Source organism: Flavobacterium dankookense, assembly GCF_004362665.1.
GTDB lineage: Bacteria > Bacteroidota > Bacteroidia > Flavobacteriales > Flavobacteriaceae > Flavobacterium > Flavobacterium dankookense.
On the sequence record NZ_SNXR01000012.1, the window covers coordinates 309033 to 328053 of the forward strand.

Below are 19021 nucleotides of genomic sequence, written 5' to 3' on the forward strand. Positions count from 1 at the left end.
AAAAAAAAACCATCCTCAATTTAGGATGGTTTTTGTTGTATCTATTAAAGTAAATTATTCACCTACTACTGGTTTTTTTCCTCCAGAAGTAAATTCACCTACTACTGGTTTTTTTCCTCCAGAAGTAAATTCACCTACTACTGGTTTTTTTCCTCCAGAAGTGTATTCACCTACTACTGGTTTTTTTCCTCCAGAAGTATATTCACCTACTACTGGTTTCTTACCACCACTTTCAGTTGGAGTTGTAAAAGATGTTATCAACAGCATAAGTGTTAATAATCCGAATGTTTGAGCTAATTTTTTCATAATTTGAGACTTTATATTATTAGTATTTGACTTTGTTGTTTCGGTGTGCGCCTTTTACGATTTGAGGCATTAAGACACTTTCACGATGTAAAACTAGAAAGGATATGCTTTTCAATCGCAATGAAATCAATGGTTTATGGTAGAATGCATCCGTTTGATAGTGAATGACACTCAAATCGTGGTGGATGATTTTTGAATATTTTGCTATTTAGTTCAAAATTTGACTCCTACAGCTATTTAGTTTCGATCTAGCGAGTCTTTTTTTTGGTTTTGTGAACGTTGATTCAAAAAAATAAAGTGGTCTTAAATCGATTCTAAATCGTTTTGTTTTTAGAAATAAAAAAAAGCAACTGGAGTTTTCAGTTGCTTTTGAGTATAAAATATTTTATGGAATTTTTATATTTCTAAATAATTTCCACCAGCAATTCGAGTGATAATTAAATCAACATTTTCTTTATACGATTTTGAAAAAGGAAGTTTGACATTAGAATTTTTTATAAAACACAACGCATTTCCTGTGTGAATTCTTGATACTTGATTCACATTAATAATGTAACTATTGTGAATTCGTAAAAAGTCTTTTGGAGGTAAAACGCTTTCAAAATGTTTTAAAGTTTTGAATGCCGTAATCATTTCTCCGTTGTTTAAATGAATGTCGGTTGAATTATTATCAGCTTCAAAATATAAAATATCTGTTGAATCAATATAGCGATAATCACCATATGATTTAACACAAATAATTAAAGGTTGTTCTTTTTGAACGGTTATGATTTCTTCTGCTTTTGGAGAAGGATTTACAACTTCAACTTCAGTTTCTGTATTTTCTTCTACAATTTCTTCTGTAGTTTCAACCTCTTCATCTGCTGTTTCTAGTAATTTTGCTTCTTCTTCAGCAATACTTTCTTGTGAAGTGATAATTTTTTCTTCGGCTAGTTCTTCTTCGATGATTTCTTCTTCAGGATAAAGAGTTTCTTCTTCTTCTAAAATTTCATTAATAGGTTCTTCTATTTCTTCTTCTTCTGAGAAATCATCTGAAACAGCAACTAATTGGTTTACAACTATATTTTCAACTGCTTTTGGCTGCATAGATACAGTCGTTGGTTGAACTACTGAATAATTAACTTCTATATCGCGAACTAATTTGAAGATTGCTTTTCTAAACTCATTAATGTGTAACGGTTTTAGCATATAATCAATGACTTCATATTTTAGTGCGTCAAAAGCGTATTCTTTTGTGTTTGTTGTAATAATAATCTTTGGCACCACTTTTAGATAACGATACAATTCGCTGATTAAAGAGAAGGAAAGATTACTTTCTTTGTTTGAAGGATTTATTTCTAGGAAAACCAATTTTGGTTGATGCTCAAGAATTAAGTTAATTCCATCATCAAAAGTAGAAGCAACAGCCAAACAAGTTAAATTTTGAAAACTTTCAGCTAACGCTTTTGTCTTCAAAACACTGTTTTGATCATCGTCAATAATGATGTAAGTATAATTCATCTAAGCTTTTCCTGTTTGGTTTAATAGGGAAAGCACAGTAGTTTTTGGTTTGAAAGTAGTTTTGGGGACTATTCTTGGGCGAAGTTTGTCATTATATTTTAACATAAAAAAAAAATTCGATTAAACGCTTGTATTTTCGTTAAACGAATGACCTGAATTCTTTTAAGAACGTATTAAATTACGAAACCCAAATTCGCAGTTGAATTTGGGTTTTGTTTTGTGTTTCGTAAATTATATTTTTACTTCTAAACGGTTTTCATTAACCAATTTCTCATCGAAACTTCTTCGTTGATTATTGCTCTTAGTTCTGCAATAGCCACTCTGTCTTGTTTCATTGAATCTCTATGACGAATGGTTACTGTTTTATCTTCCAAAGTTTGGTGATCTACTGTAATACAAAATGGAGTTCCAAGCGCATCTTGACGACGGTAACGTCTTCCAACAGCGTCTTTTTCGTCATAAGCTACATTGAAATCCCATTTTAAATCGTCAATGATGCTTTGAGCCACTTCTGGCAAACCGTCTTTTTTAACTAATGGTAAAACGGCTGCTTTGGTTGGTGCTAAAACCGATGGCAAAGCCAGAACTGTTCTTGTTGAACCATCTTCTAATGTTTCTTCTTTTAATGAAGTTGCAAAGACCGCTAAAAACATTCTGTCTAATCCAACCGATGTTTCAACTACGTAAGGAACGTAATTTGAATTGGTTTCGTTGTCGAAATATTGTAGTTTTTTGCCTGAATATTGTTCGTGTGCTTTCAAATCGAAATCGGTTCTAGAATGAATTCCTTCTAATTCTTTGAAACCAAAAGGGAAATTGAATTCGATATCGGCTGCAGCGTTAGCATAGTGGGCTAATTTTTCGTGGTCGTGGAAACGGTAGTTTTGTTTGCCTAAACCTAATGATAGGTGCCAGTTTAAACGGGTTGTTTTCCAGTATTCGTACCATTTCATTTCTTCGCCTGGTTTTACAAAAAATTGCATTTCCATTTGTTCGAATTCACGCATGCGGAAGATGAATTGTCTTGCAACAATCTCGTTTCGGAATGCTTTACCTGTTTGTGCAATTCCAAACGGGATTTTCATTCTACCTGTTTTTTGAACGTTTAAGAAGTTTACGAAAATTCCTTGTGCGGTTTCTGGACGAAGGTATAAATCCATTGCATTTTCGGCAGAAGCTCCGAGTTTTGTACCAAACATTAGGTTGAATTGCTTTACGTCTGTCCAATTTCTTGAACCGCTTTCTGGACAAGCAATTTCTAGTTCTTCGATTAGTGCTTTTACATCATCTAAATCGCCGTTGCCTAATGATTTACCCATTCGTTCAAGAATTTCTCTTTCTTTTGAAAGGTATTCCATCACACGTGGATTGGTAGTTTTATATTGTTCTTCGTCGAACGATTCGCCAAAACGTTCGCGCGCTTTTTCGATTTCTTTTTTGGCTTTTAGGTTTAATTTTTCGGCATAATCCTCAATTAAAACGTCGGCTCTGTATCTTTTTTTGCTGTCTTTGTTGTCTATTAACGGATCGTTGAACGCATCAACGTGACCAGATGCTTTCCAAGTAGTTGGATGCATAAGGATTGCGGCATCTAGCCCAACAATGTTTTCGTGCATTTGCACCATTGCTTTCCACCAGTATTCGCGGATGTTTTTCTTTAGTTCGACACCGTTTTGTGCGTAGTCGTAAACTGCGCTTAAACCATCGTAAATTTCGCTTGACGGAAATATGAATCCGTATTCTTTTGCGTGCGAAACTACATTCTTAAATAAATCTTCTTGTTTTGCCATAATGGTGCAAAAATATAAAAAGTAGGGTTAAAAAACTGATGTAAAATGTATTTCATTAAAATTATTTTATATTTTTATGTAAGAAAAAATCTTTTTTATGCTAAATCATATCCTAAATCTATTTTTCCCAAAGTCTTGTGCGGGTTGTTCTTCGTTTTTGTTGGCTGATGAATTAGTGATTTGTACGCAATGTCGGTTTGATATTCCGTTGACAAATCATCATAAAATTGAGGAAAATGAAGTGATGAAAAAGTTTTATGGTCGTGTTCCGCTGGAGTTTGCTGGTGCGTTGTTTTATTTTCACAAAAAAGGAATTGTTCAGGAAATGATTCACAAGTTAAAATATAAAGGTCAGGAAGAAATTGGCGAAGCGATTGGTTATTGGTATGCTGAGGATTTGAAAAAAAATGATATTATCCAATCGGCGGATTATATTATTCCAGTTCCGTTGCATAAAAAACGGAGGAAAGAACGTGGTTATAATCAAGTGGATCGTTTTGGGAAAGCGTTATCGGAAAGTCTTGAAATTCCGTTTGATGAAACGATTCTTAGACGCAATGTGTATGCTAAAACGCAAACGAAGAAGAATTTATTAGATAGAACAGAAGTGAAAGATGCGACTTTTGAAGCTGTTTTTGATGAAAATCATCATGGAAAACATTTTATTTTGATTGATGATGTGATTACAACGGGTTCAACTTTAGAAATTTGTAGCCGAGCTTTGCTTAAAATTCCGAATGTGAAGATTAGTATTGTTTGTATGGCGATGTCTCATAGTTGATTTTTTTAACCATATAAGGAATTTAAGGTCATTTAAGTGTTTCTAAATAATGGATAATCAACTTTGACAAAGTTCTCAAATGCTAAGTGTTTAGAAAAGTTTACAAGGATTCAAATGGTTTACTTTTTAGCCCTGATCTTGTCATTGTTGAAGCTCTTGTCTCTTCGATAGAAAGAGACAAAGCGACTGACAAGAGCAGGAAAATGGTCTATTGATATTTCCCGAAAGATTCGCTCCAAATGGATTTTAATTTTTGTTGGGTGAATTTGGTGTTAAGTTTACTTAAAAACATTTCGTTACCACTAAATATAATTGTTATTTTGTGTTTTGAAATAAAACGCATGATGTTAAAAAATAGTCTTCGATTTCTTTTGTTTTTTTCTTTACTGCTAACGGTTGGTTGTGCAAAACGCGGCAATATTACTGGTGGCGATAAAGATACCATTGCGCCAGTTTTGACGGCTAGTTTTCCTAAAAATCTTTCTACAAATTTTACGGCTAAAGAGATTGTGTTGAATTTTGACGAATATGTGAAACTGAAAAACATCAATAAGCAGTTGATTGTTTCGCCACCGTTGAAGTATCAGCCAGAGATTTTGCCAACGAATGCTTCTAAAAAAATCACAATAAAAATTAAAGATACACTGCAACCCAATACTACTTATAGTTTGAACTTTGGGCAAAGTATAGAAGACAATAATGAAGGAAATCCGTATTCGCAGTTTAAGTATGTTTTTTCGACCGGAAGTCATATCGATTCGCTTAAATTGAATGTTAAAGTGAAAGATGCTTTGGAGAAAAAAACGGATAACTTTGTTTCGGTAATGCTTTATGAAATCAATGAAAAATATAACGATTCGACCATTTATAAAGAAACGCCACGATACATAACCAACACTTTGGATAGTTTACAAATTGTGACGATAGATAATATCAAAGCTGGAAAATATCTTTTAGTGGCTTTGAAAGACAATGGAAATAACAAATACAATCCGAAATCGGACAAAATTGGTTTTCAAAAACAGTACATCACGATTCCGAATGATACTATTTTTGAGGTAGAAATGTTCAAGGAAGTTTTGCCTTTTAAGGCATTGAAACCTTCGCAAGCCTCGGGAAATAGAATTCTTGTAGGTTATGAAGGAAAACCAAAAGGAGCAAAGGTTTCGGTAAAAAATGGAGAAACTGAAATTCCGTCGATAGTAACACAATTTCCAAAAAAAGACTCTATACAAGTCTGGTTCAAACCGATGAAGGCTGACTCATTATTGGTTTCGGTAGAAAAAGAGAATTTTAAAAAGGAATTTTGGACTAAAATTAAAAATCAAAAGAACGACTCATTAAAGATTTCCGCTGTTTTTAAAGCAGGAATGCCATTGCGAGAACGCTATGTTTTAGATAGTTCAACGCCATTAGTAAGCTTTGATAAAACTAAAATTTCCATAATCAATAAAGACTCGGTTGCAGTAAATTTCACAACAGAATATGACGAATTTGAACAAAAATTATTTTTAGATTTTAAGTTGGAACCTTCAGAAAAGTACATAATTAATGCACTTCCTGGTGCGATGACTGATTTTTTTGATAATGTCAATGATACGTTGAGTTATAAATTGTCTACTAGAAATGTTACTGATTATGGAAATTTGAGAGTTACATTGAAAAATGTCAATCGATATCCAGTTATCCTTCAATTAACCGATAAAGACGGAAAGATAAAAGCTACTGCCATAACCGAAAACAATCCGATTGTCGAGTTTTTTGCATTGGAACCTAGCAAGTTTACTCTTAGAGCTATTTATGATGATAATAAAAATAGTGTTTGGGATACAGGTAACTTCTTGGAAAAACGACAATCAGAAGAGGTAATCTATTTACAAGAAGAGTTTCCAATTAACGCCAACTGGGATTGGGAGCAGGATTTTGATTTAGGAATTAAAAATTAGCCCTTCAATTTTATTTTAACAATTTGAAATCATCTTTATCATCAAGGAAGGCTAACTTTTCTCTAGTTTGAAGCAGTTTTTCTTTATCCAAATCGATGATGAATACCGAATCCGTTTCTTGTGGTTCGAGTATGTAATTTCCAAGAAAATCAACTACTTGTGAATGACCAATATAATCATGGTTGTTGTTATCGGTTCCAATTCGGTTTACACCAATAGTATAACACATGTTTTCTACAGCACGTGCTTTGATCAAAATATCCCAAGCGTTGGTTCGGATTTTTGGCCAATTAGCAACATAAAGCAACACATCGTAGTTTTCTACATTTCGAGAAAAAACTGGAAAGCGCAAATCATAACAAATCAACGGACAAATTTTGAAACCTTTGTATTCTACAATTAGTTTATTTTTTCCTGCAGTATACACTTTGTCTTCGCCAGCTAAAGTGAATAAATGGCGTTTGTCATAGTGTTGTATATCACCGTTGGGAAAAACAAAAGCCAATCGGTTGTAAAACTTTCCTTTTTCTTCAATGACTAAACTGCCGGTAATAGCGCAATTTTTAGCTTTCGCCAAATGTTGAAGCCAAGCAACGGTTTCGCTATTCATGGTTTCGGCAACGGCTTTTGGGTTCATCGTAAAACCAGACGAAAACATTTCGGGCAAGACAATCAAATCGACGTCTTCCATAAAACCGGTGATTTTTTGTGCCAAATGACTACGGTTTTCGGTTGGGTTTTCCCAAATTAGGGAAGTTTGGATTAGAGCTGTTTTCATGGTTTTTGTATCACAGAGTTTCACAAAGTATTTCACGAAGTTTCACAAAGATTTATTTAATAGTGATTTCGTCAATAAAGATGAAAGCATCGCCATCAAAAGGAAAACCTAAATGCCATTCTGGAAGTTTTCCAAGATTATACGCTTTCACTTTTATATATCTTGTATTTATGGGTTTTGAAGAAGTGAAATTGAAATCTTTAATAGTGTTTTCATCTTTTTTCGGATCAATATCATTGGCGATTGATGTGATTAAAGTAAAATTGACATTGTCAGACGAACTGTAATATTCCACTTTTGTTGGCATTAAAATCCATGAACGTTGGTCTTGAAGAAAGGTTGCGCTAAAATTGGATAGTTCTTTTGCGTTTTGTAAATCAACAACAGCCTCAAAATCCTGACTTTGATAACCTTGCCAATCGCCTTTTCTCCAGTTGGTTGTTCCGTTAATTCCGTCTAATAAACCGTCATTTCCACCAGCATGATATTGCGGATTGTATTTTGATTTTATGTCGATAGTGTAATTGTTTGGTTTTTTGAAGAAGGTTGCTGAGATTACGTTGCTTTGATTTTCTTTATTTTTAGAAAAAGCTATTATTTCCGAAGTCTTAGAAATTTCGATAGGTTGTTTATATATAAGAGAAACTTCAACCATTTTTGATTTATTTTCCTCTGTATATATAGCATAAAAGATTTCATCATTAGAGTTTCTAGATTTTATTTCAACCATCATTTTATCTTTAAAAGATTTACTTTCAGCTTGAATTACTGGAACTGGGATAATCTTTTTTATATCCGATTCTAACATTCCAACTATTGCAACTACTTCATCGTCTGAATCTTCATCAAAATAAACCAAATCTATTTCTTCTGAATTTTTTGTGATGATTTTGGTTTGTTTACTTTCAAAATTCACTTTTATTTTATCATAAAATGGAATTGATGTACTCCAAGAAACTTCTCCAGGCGTAACTGCATAAATTCCCATCGAACTCAACACATACCAAGCGCTCATTTGTCCGCAGTCTTCGTTTCCAATTAATCCGTCGGGAGAATTTTTGTAAAAATTGTTAAGAATGTAATGTACTTTTTCGGTAGTTTTTTCAGGTTTTCCAATGTAGTTGTACAAATACGCCATGTGATGACTTGGTTCGTTTCCGTGTGCATATTGACCGATTAATCCTGTTACGTCAACTTGTTCGCGTCCTGTAGTTTTACTTTCTGAATTGAACATTTCGTCGAGTTTGGCTTCAAATTTATCGTTTCCTCCGTATGCTTCAATCATTCCGGGAATATCTTGTGGTACAAAAAACGAATATTGCCATGAATTTCCTTCGGTATAATTATTATTAATTTCTCTTGGGTCGAACGGTTTATCCCAACCGCCGTTTTTCTTTGGTCGCATAAAACCCGTATTCCAATCGAAGATGTTTTTCCAGTTTTGAGAACGTTTCATGAAATACTCAAAATCTTCTTTTTTGTTCAAAAGCAACGCCATTTGTGCGATACACCAATCGTCATAAGCATATTCCAAAGTTTTCGAAACGCTTTCATGCTCATCATCCATCGAAATAAAACCTTGCTTTTTATAGGCATCCAATCCTAAATGATCTAACATCGCCGAATGTTTAGCTGCTGCAAATGCTTTTTCGTAGTCAAAACCGGTAATTCCTTTTGCCATAGCATCAGCCATAACCGAAACCGAATGATAACCAATCATGCAATCGGTTTCATTAGAAGCCAATTCCCAAACGGGCAATCTTCCGCCTTGTTCGTATTGTTTTAGAAACGTATTAATGAAATCGGCAGTGCGTTTTTTGTCAATTAAAGTATACAAAGGATGTGCTGCTCGAAATGTATCCCAAAGTGAGAAAACGGAATAGTAATCAAAACCTTCGGCAACATGAATTTTGTTGTCACGACCACGGTATTTTCCGTCGATGTCTTGAGCAATATTGGGTTGTACCATCGTATGATATAACGCGGTGTAGAAAATAGCTAACTTGTTTTTATCAGACTCTGTTACTTCAATTTTTGATAATTGTTTGTTCCAAAGTTGTTCGGCCTCTTTTTTGACTTTTTCAAAATCCCAATGTTTGATTTCTGAACTGTTATTTTCTGCACCTTCAAATCCCGTTGGTGATAAGGTTACTTTAATATTTATTTTTTCGCCTTTTTTAACTTGTTTTGAAAAACTAATAGCTAATTCTGTTCCAGTAAATCGTCTTCCTTTTTCACCATTTGATTTAACTTTTGAAATTTCTAATGGTTTGTCAAATTCAATTAATGCAAAAACATATTGGTCTTTCGCCCAAGCTTCACTTCGTCTTTTTACCCAAATTCTTTTTTGATCAATTATTCTAACTTCGCCTTCTAATAATTTATCACGATGATTTAAGTCTAAAATAATATTGGCTGAGCCGTTTTGATTAAAAGTATATTCATGAAATCCAACTCGAGTTGATGTAGTCAAACGAACGTCAATATTGTGTTTGTCCAGTTTTACGCTATAAAATCCAACGGAAGCTTTTTCATTTTGATGCGAAAATGTTGAAGAATAAATTTTATTATCAAATAATGGTTCGCCCATTGTCGGCATTAACATAATATCGCCATAATCAGAAACTCCAGTTCCGTTCAAATGCGTATGTGAAAATCCGTAAATCGTTTTATCGGAATAATGATAACCCGAACATCCATCCCAACTTCCATCAATTCGAGTATCTGGAGAAAGTTGCACCATTCCAAACGGAACAGTTGCGCCAGGATAAGTATGTCCATGACCATCAGTTCCAATGAACGGATTGACGTGTTTATGGAGGTTTTGACTTTGAATTAAATTTAAAAAGAATAAAAGAAATACTAGAAAGAAATTTTTCATTGGGTTTAAGTTTGCTTCCCAAAGATAAGCAACAATTTATTTCTTTTCTAACTCAATGAGTTTTTGAATAATGTTTTCGAGTGTTTGTTTTTGCTTTTCTTGTTCTCTTTTTAATTCAGCGTTTTCTTTTTGCAAATTCTCGATTTGATTTTTTTGAGTTTCAATAATGGTTTGTTGTTCTTGAATAGATTTTACAATTGGCATTATGAATTGGCTGTATGCAACAGAGTAGGTATCAGTTGAATTTCCAATTTCGGGAATGTGTAATCCATCAAAATCATACCCAATTTCTTTTGTTATTTTTTCAATATCTTGTGCTAAAAACCCAGAGCGAATAATAGCTGTTGATGTAGAGTAGTCGTTGTTTTTTAAATGAGTTTTTAGGCTATCGGCGACATTTTGGTATAAATAATCTGAAAATTTTTTGGTGTCAAAATTATAAGTTACTGGTTTTAATTTTAGAATAAAATCCAATCCTGGAACATTTTCTTTTATGTTTGATTTAAATCTTGCGTCAGACGGATTGGAGTAAGGAACTTGCCCTTCAACAACAGTAACTAGTGTATTTCCTAGTCTAACTTTGTTGGAAGCATTTGAAATGGCTTGATTTCCAACGGCTGTGCTATTGGATAAATTTGCTGCGGAAACGTTCGAATTGTTTCCTAAAGTTGTGTTATTACTACCAGTTATATTGGTTGACATTGAGCCATTACCTATGGCAGTATTACTGTTTCCTGTGGTGTTATTTAAAAGCGATGTTGTACCATAACTAGTATTAAAACTCCCAATTGTATTCAAATAAAGAGAAGAAGTTCCTGTTGCTACATTGTTATTTCCTGAAGTATTTGTTAGCATTGATGTAAAACCAATTGCAATATTAAAATTACCATCAATATTTGAAGATAAAGTGTTTGCACCATTTGCGGTATTATTATTTCCAATAGTATTTCCATTAAGAGAACCTCTTCCAGTAGCAGTATTTCCACTACCAGATAAGTTTGTTGTCAAGGCATAAATTCCAGTTGCGGTATTATTATTACCTGTCGTGTTTGAAAGTAATGAAGAAGCGCCAGTTGCCGTATTGTTGTTACCAATAGTATTATTGTAGAGAGATGATACACCAATTGCCGTATTATTACTTCCGATGGTATTAGATAATAATGCAGTATTTCCTATGGCGGTATTAAATATTCCTGATATATTATTTAATAGAGAAGATGATCCAACACCAGTATTTTGACTACCAGATGTATTTTTCTTTAGTGCTGAAAATCCAATTGCTGTGTTGCTTTCACCAAGGTTGTTTTCTTTTAATGATTCAACACCAACAGCAGTATTACTTGATCCAATTGTGTTTAATTCAAGTGCTTTTGAACCAATGGCTGTATTGCTAACTCCTAAAGTATTTGAAAAAAGAGAATGACTACCAACGGCTGTATTACTTGTTCCAGCAGTATTATTTAATAAAGATTGAAAACCTAAAGAGGAATTATTAAATCCATTTATATTAGAACGCATTGAAAAATAACCAACCGCTACATTGGAAAATCCATTAGTGTTAGTGAAACCACTTTCATGACCAATATATACATTTTGATTATTCGTTAAATCGTCATTCTCGCCGGCTTGGTTACCAATAAAGACAGAACTTCCATTATTAAAAAACTCTAATTGACTTTTTTGTGAAAGTCGCATTTTGAGTTGGTTATTCGTCCTAAAATCTACGTCTTGTGCGTTTGTTGTACCAATAAAGTTTGTTCCGCTAATGGTGTTTGAGTTTCCAGTTATTGACCAACCATTACCTGAACTTGAAATACCAATCCAACTTGATGTTGGGTTATTCCAATAATAAAAACCAGGTTGATTTAATCCAGAAACGGTTGTCAAGAAAACTAACATTCCATGTTGAAGTATTGTTGGATTTATTGCAGGGAAAGTTGTAACTCTAGGAATTAGTATTCCATCTAAATTTGATGGACTTACAGGGTTTGAAGCATTAATATCAAATTGCGCATTTGGTGAAGTTGTGTTTATACCAACTTGACCATAGGACACTATGAATTCCAATAAAAATAATATGGTAATAAATATTTTTTTCATTGAATTAACACAAATGAGAATAGATTTTATATATATATGTTAAATTTTTCATAACGAGCAAATATATATAAAATTGCATACTGTCAACTATTTGGAATATTAACTTTACTGCATATTCGATAAAAATATAAAATTGACGATAAATATGCTTGTATATTTTTTTTAACTACGTTTTAAAGTATAAAAACCTTACTTTTTTAAACTATTCTTCTAATTAAATTCAAATTCTGCGTAAACGGGTAAATGATCTGATGGATATTTCAAGTCTTTGGAATCGCTCAAAATGGCAAATTTTTTAACTTTTAGCTTACTATTTTTTGATATAAAGATATAGTCAATTCGTTTTGTAACGGCTTCATAGTGTTTAAAAGCATTGAAAGTTCCTAATGGTCCAAAAGGTTTTTCTACTGAAACATCATAGCTATCGAGCATTTCTTTTTTTAGATTCACAATTCGTTCTTCTGATGGTTCTGAATTGAAATCGCCCATAAAAAATACAGGATAATTTTTAGTGTTTAAAGTTTTAATCTTCGAAAGAATCAATTGAATAGAATTGGTTTTTGCCAATTCACCTATATGATCTAAATGTGTATTAAAAACCCAAATAAATTGTTTGCTTTTTTTGTCTTTTAATAAAGTGTATGTACAAATTCTGTTCAATGCAGCATCCCAACCTTTGGACATCACTACAGGAGTTTCTGATAACCAAAAAGTATTTTCTTTGATTAAATCAAATCTATCTTTTTTGTAAAAAATATTAGACGATTCGCCTTTTCCTATTCCGTCACGACCAATTCCAATGTAATTGTATTTTGGTAAAGCCGAAGCAATATCAGTTACCTGATGCGGCAATGCTTCTTGAATTCCGAAAATATCAGGTTCGTAAAAACCTAGTTGTGAACAGAAATACTCTTTTCTATTCGACCAAGAATTTTCACCATCGCTAGCTAGCTCTAGACGAATATTATACGTCACAATTTTGAGGGTTTGTGAGGAAATAGTTGAACCAAAAAATAAAAATAAAATTATAATTCTCATTAAAAGAAATTTATTCATTTCAAAAATAAAAATTTGTATTACAAATTCTGTATTTTTGAGAAGTTTAATTTAAACTAATCTTTATGAAAGCTAAGTTGTTAATTGTTTTATTATCCAGTTTTAATCTTTTTGCGCAGATAAAATTTGAAAAAGGTTATTTTATAGACAGTCAAAATAGAAAAGTTGAATGTTTAATTGAAAATCAAGATTGGATTAATCCACCTAAACAGATTGAATATAAACTTTCTGAAGAATCAATGACGGAAATTATCAACCTTAGTCAAATAAATTCATTTCAAATATATGGAACATCTCAGTATTATATCAAATCAATTGTAAATGTAGATAAGAGTTTAAGCGGAGATTATAATCCTAAACCAGAAACTATCATTTTAAAAGTTTTAGTCGATGGTATAGCTAAATTATATTATAATGATGATATTTTCTTTTATCAAATAAATAATGGTGAAATTAAACAGCTTGTCTACAAAAAAGAAAAAGATAACATATCCATAAAAGAAGATAATTTATTTAGGGTTGAGCTTTATAACAATTTAAAAACCACTGAAAATCAAATTGAAATTCGAAAACTTGAGTATAAGAAAAATGCTTTGGTAAATTTTTTTATCAATTATAACAAACACACCAATTCTGATTATACGATTTTTACTAGTAAGGAAACAACAATTAAATTTAACTTTAATGTTTTGGCAGGTTTAAATTTTACAAATGGTAGTTTTACAATGTCAGGCTTATATATTGCACCAGGTTCATCAGGTGGAGAAATTCAGTTAAAAGATGCAGATCTAGTGTCAAAAAATAAAATTAATATTGTTTTAGGTTTTGAGATAGAAGCTCTTTTACCATTTAACAAAAATAGATGGGCAATTTTTGTTTCTCCAAATTACCAACAATCAAAATATGAATTATCTAAGGGTAATGTAAATCCTATAGGACAATTTGGAACTGCATTTTTAAATAGTACTTATTCTTATATTGATATTCCATTAGGAGTTAGACGTTATTTTGATTTAAATGCTAATTCAAAATTGTTTTTGGATGGAGCATTAAATTTAACAATCTTAACAAGTATTGAGGAAAAAAGAAGTTTTATAAATAATTATGGGAATTTATCGAGTTTTAATGATGAATTGAAGTCAAAATCTTTTTCAGCAGCGGCTAGAATAGGATTAGGATATAATTATGAAAACAAATATTCACTGTCATTAAACTATTTTATAGTTAAAAAACTATCAAATATTGATGTAGGTTCCTTAACATTGCTTGCATCATATAAATTATTTTAGAATTTTAATAAATAAAAAAACACAACGAAAGTTGTGTTTTTTTATTTATTAAAATAGAAAACTATTTCAAACTAGCTTTCAAATATTCTCTGTTCATGCGAGCAATGTTTTCAAGAGAAATTCCTTTCGGACATTCTACTTCACATGCTCCAGTATTAGTACAGTTTCCGAAACCTTCTTCATCCATTTGACGAACCATATTTAAAACTCGTTGTGTAGCTTCTACTTTTCCTTGTGGTAATAAAGCATATTGCGATACTTTTGCTCCAACAAATAGCATTGCAGAACCGTTTTTACAACTTGCTACGCAAGCTCCACAACCAATGCAAGCTGCAGCCATAAATGCTTTATCTGCATCTTCTTTTGGAATTGGAATAGCGTTAGCATCTATTGTTCTTCCTGATGTGTTTACAGAAACAAAACCACCTGCTTGTTGAATTCTATCGAAAGCACTTCTGTCAACGACTAAATCTTTTACTACTGGAAATGCTTTGCTTCTCCATGGTTCGATAAAAATAGTATCTCCATCATTGAATTTACGCATGTGTAATTGACATGTTGTTGTACCAGTATCTGGTCCGTGAGCACGTCCGTTGATGTATAGCGAACACATTCCGCAAATTCCTTCACGACAATCGTGATCGAATGCTACTGGTTCTTTCTTTTCGTTTATTAATTGCTCGTTCAATTGATCAAGCATTTCTAGAAACGAACTTGCAGTAGAAACATTATTTAATTTATAAGTTTCCATGCTTCCTTTTGCCTTAGCGTTTTTTTGACGCCAAATTTTAAGGTTTATGTTTATATTTTTTGCTGAAGACATACCGTATATTATTTATAATTTCTAGCTGCAATTTTGATAAACTCGTATTTTAATTCTTCTTTGTGAAGCTCTTCTTTTGTGATATCATTGCCGTTATATTGCCAAGCACTTACAAAAGAGAAGTTTTCGTCATCACGAAGTGTTTCTCCTTCGGCATCTTGATATTCTTCACGGAAATGTCCACCACAAGATTCTTTTCTTTGTAATGCATCCATTGCCATTAATTGCCCTAAATCTATAAAATCGGCCACACGAAGTGCTTTTTCTAATTCAGGATTTAATTCATCAGAACTACCTGGAACTCGAACTTCTTTATAAAATTCTTCTTTTAAAGCTGCAATTTCTTCAATCGCTTGTTTTAATCCAGCTTCGTTTCTTCCCATACCAACTTTATTCCACATAATCAAACCAAGACGTTTGTGGAAATGATCAACCGATTTAGTTCCGTTGTTGTTTAAGAATCTATCAATAGTGTTTTTTACGTTGTTTTCAGCATCTATAAACTCTTGAGTTTCTGTTGATATTTTTCCTGTTCTGATTTCGTCTGCTAAATAATTTGAAACGGTGTAAGGAAGTACAAAATAACCATCAGCTAAACCTTGCATCAAAGCCGAAGCTCCAAGTCTATTAGCTCCGTGATCAGAGAAATTAGCTTCTCCAGCTACGAAACATCCTGGAATTGTTGATTGTAAATTATAATCAACCCAAACGCCACCCATTGTGTAGTGAACTGCTGGATAAATTTTCATTGGAGTTTCATACGGATTTTCATCTGTAATCTTTTGATACATTGCAAAAAGATTTCCGTATTTTTCTTCCAACCATTGTTTTCCTAATTTGGTGATTTCTTCTTGCGTAGGGTTGTGATTTCCTTTCGCGTAAGCAGATTGTTTTCCTTTATTTTGAATTTCTGACGAGAAATCAAGGTAAACACCTTCATTGGTATCGTTCGATTCGATTCCATGTCCAGCATCACAAACTTCTTTTGCAGCTCTTGATGATATATCTCTTGGTGCTAAATTCCCAAACGAAGGATATTTTCTTTCCAAGTAATAATCTCTATCTTCTTCTGCAATTTGAGTTGGTTTAAGTTTGCCTTCACGAATAGCGGCTGCATCTTCTTTCTTTTTAGGAACCCAAATACGACCTGAATTACGCAATGATTCTGACATTAAAGTCAATTTAGCTTGATTTGTTCCATGAACCGGAATACAAGTAGGGTGAATTTGGACAAAACATGGATTGGCAAATAAAGCGCCTTGCTTATGAATTTTCCAACCTGCCGTTACGTTACTTCCCATTGCATTTGTAGAGAGAAAATAAACATTTCCATAACCACCAGTTGCAATAATAACAGCATGAGCTGAATGTCTTTCCAACTCACCTGTAATTAAATTACGAGCTATTATTCCACGGGCTTTTCCATCAACTTTTACTAAATCTAGCATTTCGTGACGGTTGAACATTTTTACCCTTCCTAAACCAATTTGTCTAGAAAGTGCCGAATATGCACCTAATAATAGTTGTTGACCTGTTTGTCCAGCAGCATAAAAAGTACGTTGTACTTGTGTTCCACCAAACGAGCGGTTATCTAATAATCCACCATATTCACGAGCAAAAGGTACACCTTGAGCCACACATTGGTCAATAATATTTGAAGAAACTTCTGCTAAACGGTGAACATTCGCTTCTCTAGCTCTATAATCGCCACCTTTAATAGTGTCATAGAATAATCTAAATACACTATCACCATCATTTTGATAGTTTTTGGCAGCATTAATTCCTCCTTGAGCTGCAATAGAATGTGCTCTTCTAGGTGAGTCTTGATAGCAAAATGCTTTAACATTATAACCCATTTCTCCAAGCGAAGCTGCTGCAGATGCACCAGCCAAACCAGTTCCAACCACAATAATATCAATTTTCGGTCTATTGTTTGGAGCAACTAATTTTAAATGATCTTTATAATCGGTCCATTTTTTAGAAATATGACCTTCTGGTATTTTTGAATCTAACTTCATAATGTATATCTGATGTTGATTATTTTAAGAAAAAATGAATATAAACTGGAATGATTGCAAACAATATTGGAACTACAATAGCAAATAGTTTCCCAAACAACTTAATTTTTGGTGTCCAGCTTGAATTATTCAAACCAATAGATTGAAAAGCACTTTGAAAACCATGTAAGAGGTGAAATCCTAAAACTGCCATTGATAAAACATATAAAATGGTAAAAACTAATCCTTCATTTGGAATAACATTGAATAGTTTTCCTTTACTTTTAAAGAAATCAATAGTCAATTTGTACAAGTCTTTATAGCCTTCACCCATTTTAACTTTAGCTTGCGTATTGAAAAATTCTGTTCTGTTTTCAATGTACATCTGTGCGCCACTTTTGGTTGCTTCTTCATAACTTTTTGCTACTTGAGAAACTGGCATATATCCTTCATTTGTAGTAAGATATAAATCTTGCTTTTGTCCCATGACTTCAATAGTAATAGTTTGCAAAGGCATGTTTTTGTCAAAATGCATCTTTGCCCAAAAATTAACCATGTGCGTTACAATAAAAACTAAAATCAATGTTCCCAAAACAGCCATATTTCTAGATGAAAAACTACTGTTTGCACTTGGATTAGATTTTGCATAACCAATTGGTCGCGCTTTGATGTTTTGATAGGTTAATAAAAACCCATCAATTGCATGAAATAAAATGGAAATGTAAGTTAGGTAAGAAAGTAGTTTTACCGCTGGATTTGATGTCATAAACAATGCGTATTTGTTAAAATTTAACGCATTATTTGGAACCAACAATTGAAGGTTTCCTGCTAAGTGACCTGCCAAAAACAAGCATAAAAATAAACCCGTAAGAGCCATCCAATATTTCTTTGCTAATGATGACTTTAAAAGTGCAGATTTTGCCATAATTATGTAATATGATAAAGTTTTTTATAAAAATCTGAACAAAAATAACGTTAATTGTTTTTAACTACAACCTTTTCGCCCTAATTTATAATCAATTTAAAATGTGTTTAACACTTGTTTATTTTTAATTATTTAAAGCGATTAGTTTTTATTTTAAAAGCAATAATTTTGTATAGCTAACTTTTCAAAAGAGAATGAGTCAAAAAGAAATCAATTTTAAAGAGTATTTAACTCAAGGAGTTTCGTTAAGCTCTGAAAATGAAGACTTAATCAATCAAGTTTTTCAATGTTTTACGGTTTTAAATCTTAAGAAAAATGATTTTTTGGTCAAAGAAAACCAAATATGTTCCTATTTCTGTTTTGTTGAAAGTGGTATTCTTCAACATGCTATTTTAATTAATGGCGAGGAAAAAACGACTTACTTAGCTTTACGAAATTCGTCAACGTCATCCTTAAATAGCTTTTTAAATAAAATTCCTTCGCGAAAAAGCATCAAAGCACTTGTTGATTGTAAACTTTGGATAATAGATTTAGAAACGTTCAACCGTTTATTAAAAATGAACAAAGCTTTTCATCAATTTTACAATAATTTAATTGAAAAGCAAATTATGCTTATTGACGATTATCGAATTGATTTATTGACACTTACTCCTGAAGAGCGATACAAAAAGTTATTAATAACTGAACCAAAATTACTTCAAGAAGTGCCGTTACATTATTTAGCTTCTTTCCTTGGAATTTCGTCGCGACATATGAGTCGTATTCGTAAAAATATTTTATAATTTTTTTAGAACACAGATTTAACAAATTATATTAATTTTTAAAATTTCTTAAATCTGTGTTTCTAAC

14 protein-coding genes are annotated in these 19021 nt (G+C 32.4%); 4 read left to right on the forward strand and 10 right to left on the reverse strand.

Going from position 1 to position 19021, the window contains the following annotated elements; all coding sequences use genetic code 11:
- Positions 1-54 precede the first annotated feature (54 nt).
- The 3 genes from BC748_RS05525 to BC748_RS05535 all read right to left on the reverse strand — a co-directional run bounded on the left by BC748_RS05525 (position 55) and on the right by BC748_RS05535 (position 3596).
- Positions 55-306, reverse strand: a complete 252-nt coding sequence (locus tag BC748_RS05525; RefSeq protein ID WP_133532469.1) for a hypothetical protein — start codon at positions 304-306, stop codon at positions 55-57.
- A 396-nt stretch (positions 307-702) separates the two neighbouring features.
- Positions 703-1806: a LytR/AlgR family response regulator transcription factor gene (locus BC748_RS14295; protein ID WP_246014006.1), complete on the reverse strand. Its 1104-nt coding sequence runs from the start codon at positions 1804-1806 to the stop codon at positions 703-705.
- Between the two features lie 245 nt (positions 1807-2051).
- Entirely contained in the window at positions 2052-3596 is a 1545-nt protein-coding gene (locus BC748_RS05535; protein ID WP_133532470.1) for a glycine--tRNA ligase, read from the reverse strand.
- Between the two features lie 97 nt (positions 3597-3693).
- Between BC748_RS05535 and BC748_RS05540 the strand changes: the two genes are divergently transcribed.
- A complete protein-coding gene (locus tag BC748_RS05540; RefSeq protein WP_133532471.1) occupies positions 3694-4377 on the forward strand; it encodes a ComF family protein in 684 nt (227 codons plus the stop codon).
- Positions 4378-4718: 341 nt separating this feature from the next.
- A complete protein-coding gene (locus BC748_RS05545) occupies positions 4719-6323 on the forward strand; it encodes an Ig-like domain-containing domain (protein WP_342772703.1) in 1605 nt (534 codons plus the stop codon).
- Between the two features lie 10 nt (positions 6324-6333).
- Here the strand turns inward: BC748_RS05545 and BC748_RS05550 are convergent, their stop codons facing one another.
- The 4 genes from BC748_RS05550 to BC748_RS05565 form a co-directional block, all read right to left on the reverse strand.
- Complete coding sequence (locus BC748_RS05550; protein ID WP_133532472.1) at positions 6334-7101, reverse strand: nitrilase family protein; 768 nt, start codon at positions 7099-7101, stop codon at positions 6334-6336.
- Positions 7102-7153: 52 nt separating this feature from the next.
- On the reverse strand, positions 7154-9982 hold the full coding sequence (locus BC748_RS05555) for a GH92 family glycosyl hydrolase (RefSeq protein WP_133532473.1): 2829 nt from the start codon (positions 9980-9982) through the stop codon (positions 7154-7156).
- Positions 9983-10018: 36 nt separating this feature from the next.
- Positions 10019-12082 carry a tail fiber domain-containing protein gene (locus BC748_RS05560; RefSeq protein WP_133532474.1) on the reverse strand — a complete coding sequence of 688 codons (2064 nt, stop codon included), beginning with the start codon at positions 12080-12082 and terminating at the stop codon, positions 10019-10021.
- A gap of 210 nt (positions 12083-12292) precedes the next feature.
- Positions 12293-13138, reverse strand: a complete 846-nt coding sequence (locus BC748_RS05565; RefSeq protein WP_133532475.1) for an endonuclease/exonuclease/phosphatase family protein — start codon at positions 13136-13138, stop codon at positions 12293-12295.
- A gap of 77 nt (positions 13139-13215) precedes the next feature.
- On the opposite strand from BC748_RS05565, the gene BC748_RS05570 reads away from it, so the two are divergent.
- Positions 13216-14427 carry an outer membrane beta-barrel protein gene (locus tag BC748_RS05570; protein WP_162846415.1) on the forward strand — a complete coding sequence of 404 codons (1212 nt, stop codon included), beginning with the start codon at positions 13216-13218 and terminating at the stop codon, positions 14425-14427.
- Between the two features lie 61 nt (positions 14428-14488).
- Here BC748_RS05570 and BC748_RS05575 read toward each other — a convergent pair whose 3' ends face one another.
- Genes BC748_RS05575 through BC748_RS05585 form a run of 3 tightly spaced genes read right to left on the reverse strand, consistent with a single transcriptional unit; the run spans position 14489 to position 18172 of the window.
- Positions 14489-15250, reverse strand: a complete 762-nt coding sequence (locus tag BC748_RS05575) for a succinate dehydrogenase/fumarate reductase iron-sulfur subunit (RefSeq protein ID WP_133532477.1) — start codon at positions 15248-15250, stop codon at positions 14489-14491.
- An 8-nt stretch (positions 15251-15258) separates the two neighbouring features.
- The gene (locus BC748_RS05580; RefSeq protein ID WP_133532478.1) at positions 15259-17268 is read right to left on the reverse strand and encodes a fumarate reductase/succinate dehydrogenase flavoprotein subunit; all 2010 of its coding nucleotides are present in this window, start codon (positions 17266-17268) and stop codon (positions 15259-15261) included.
- 19 nt (positions 17269-17287) lie between these two features.
- Positions 17288-18172 carry a succinate dehydrogenase cytochrome b subunit gene (locus tag BC748_RS05585; protein ID WP_133532479.1) on the reverse strand — a complete coding sequence of 295 codons (885 nt, stop codon included), beginning with the start codon at positions 18170-18172 and terminating at the stop codon, positions 17288-17290.
- A gap of 194 nt (positions 18173-18366) precedes the next feature.
- Between BC748_RS05585 and BC748_RS05590 the strand changes: the two genes are divergently transcribed.
- Positions 18367-18954 (forward strand): Crp/Fnr family transcriptional regulator, encoded by a 588-nt coding sequence (locus BC748_RS05590; RefSeq protein WP_133532480.1) that lies wholly within the window; start codon positions 18367-18369, stop codon positions 18952-18954.
- Positions 18955-19021 lie beyond the last annotated feature (67 nt).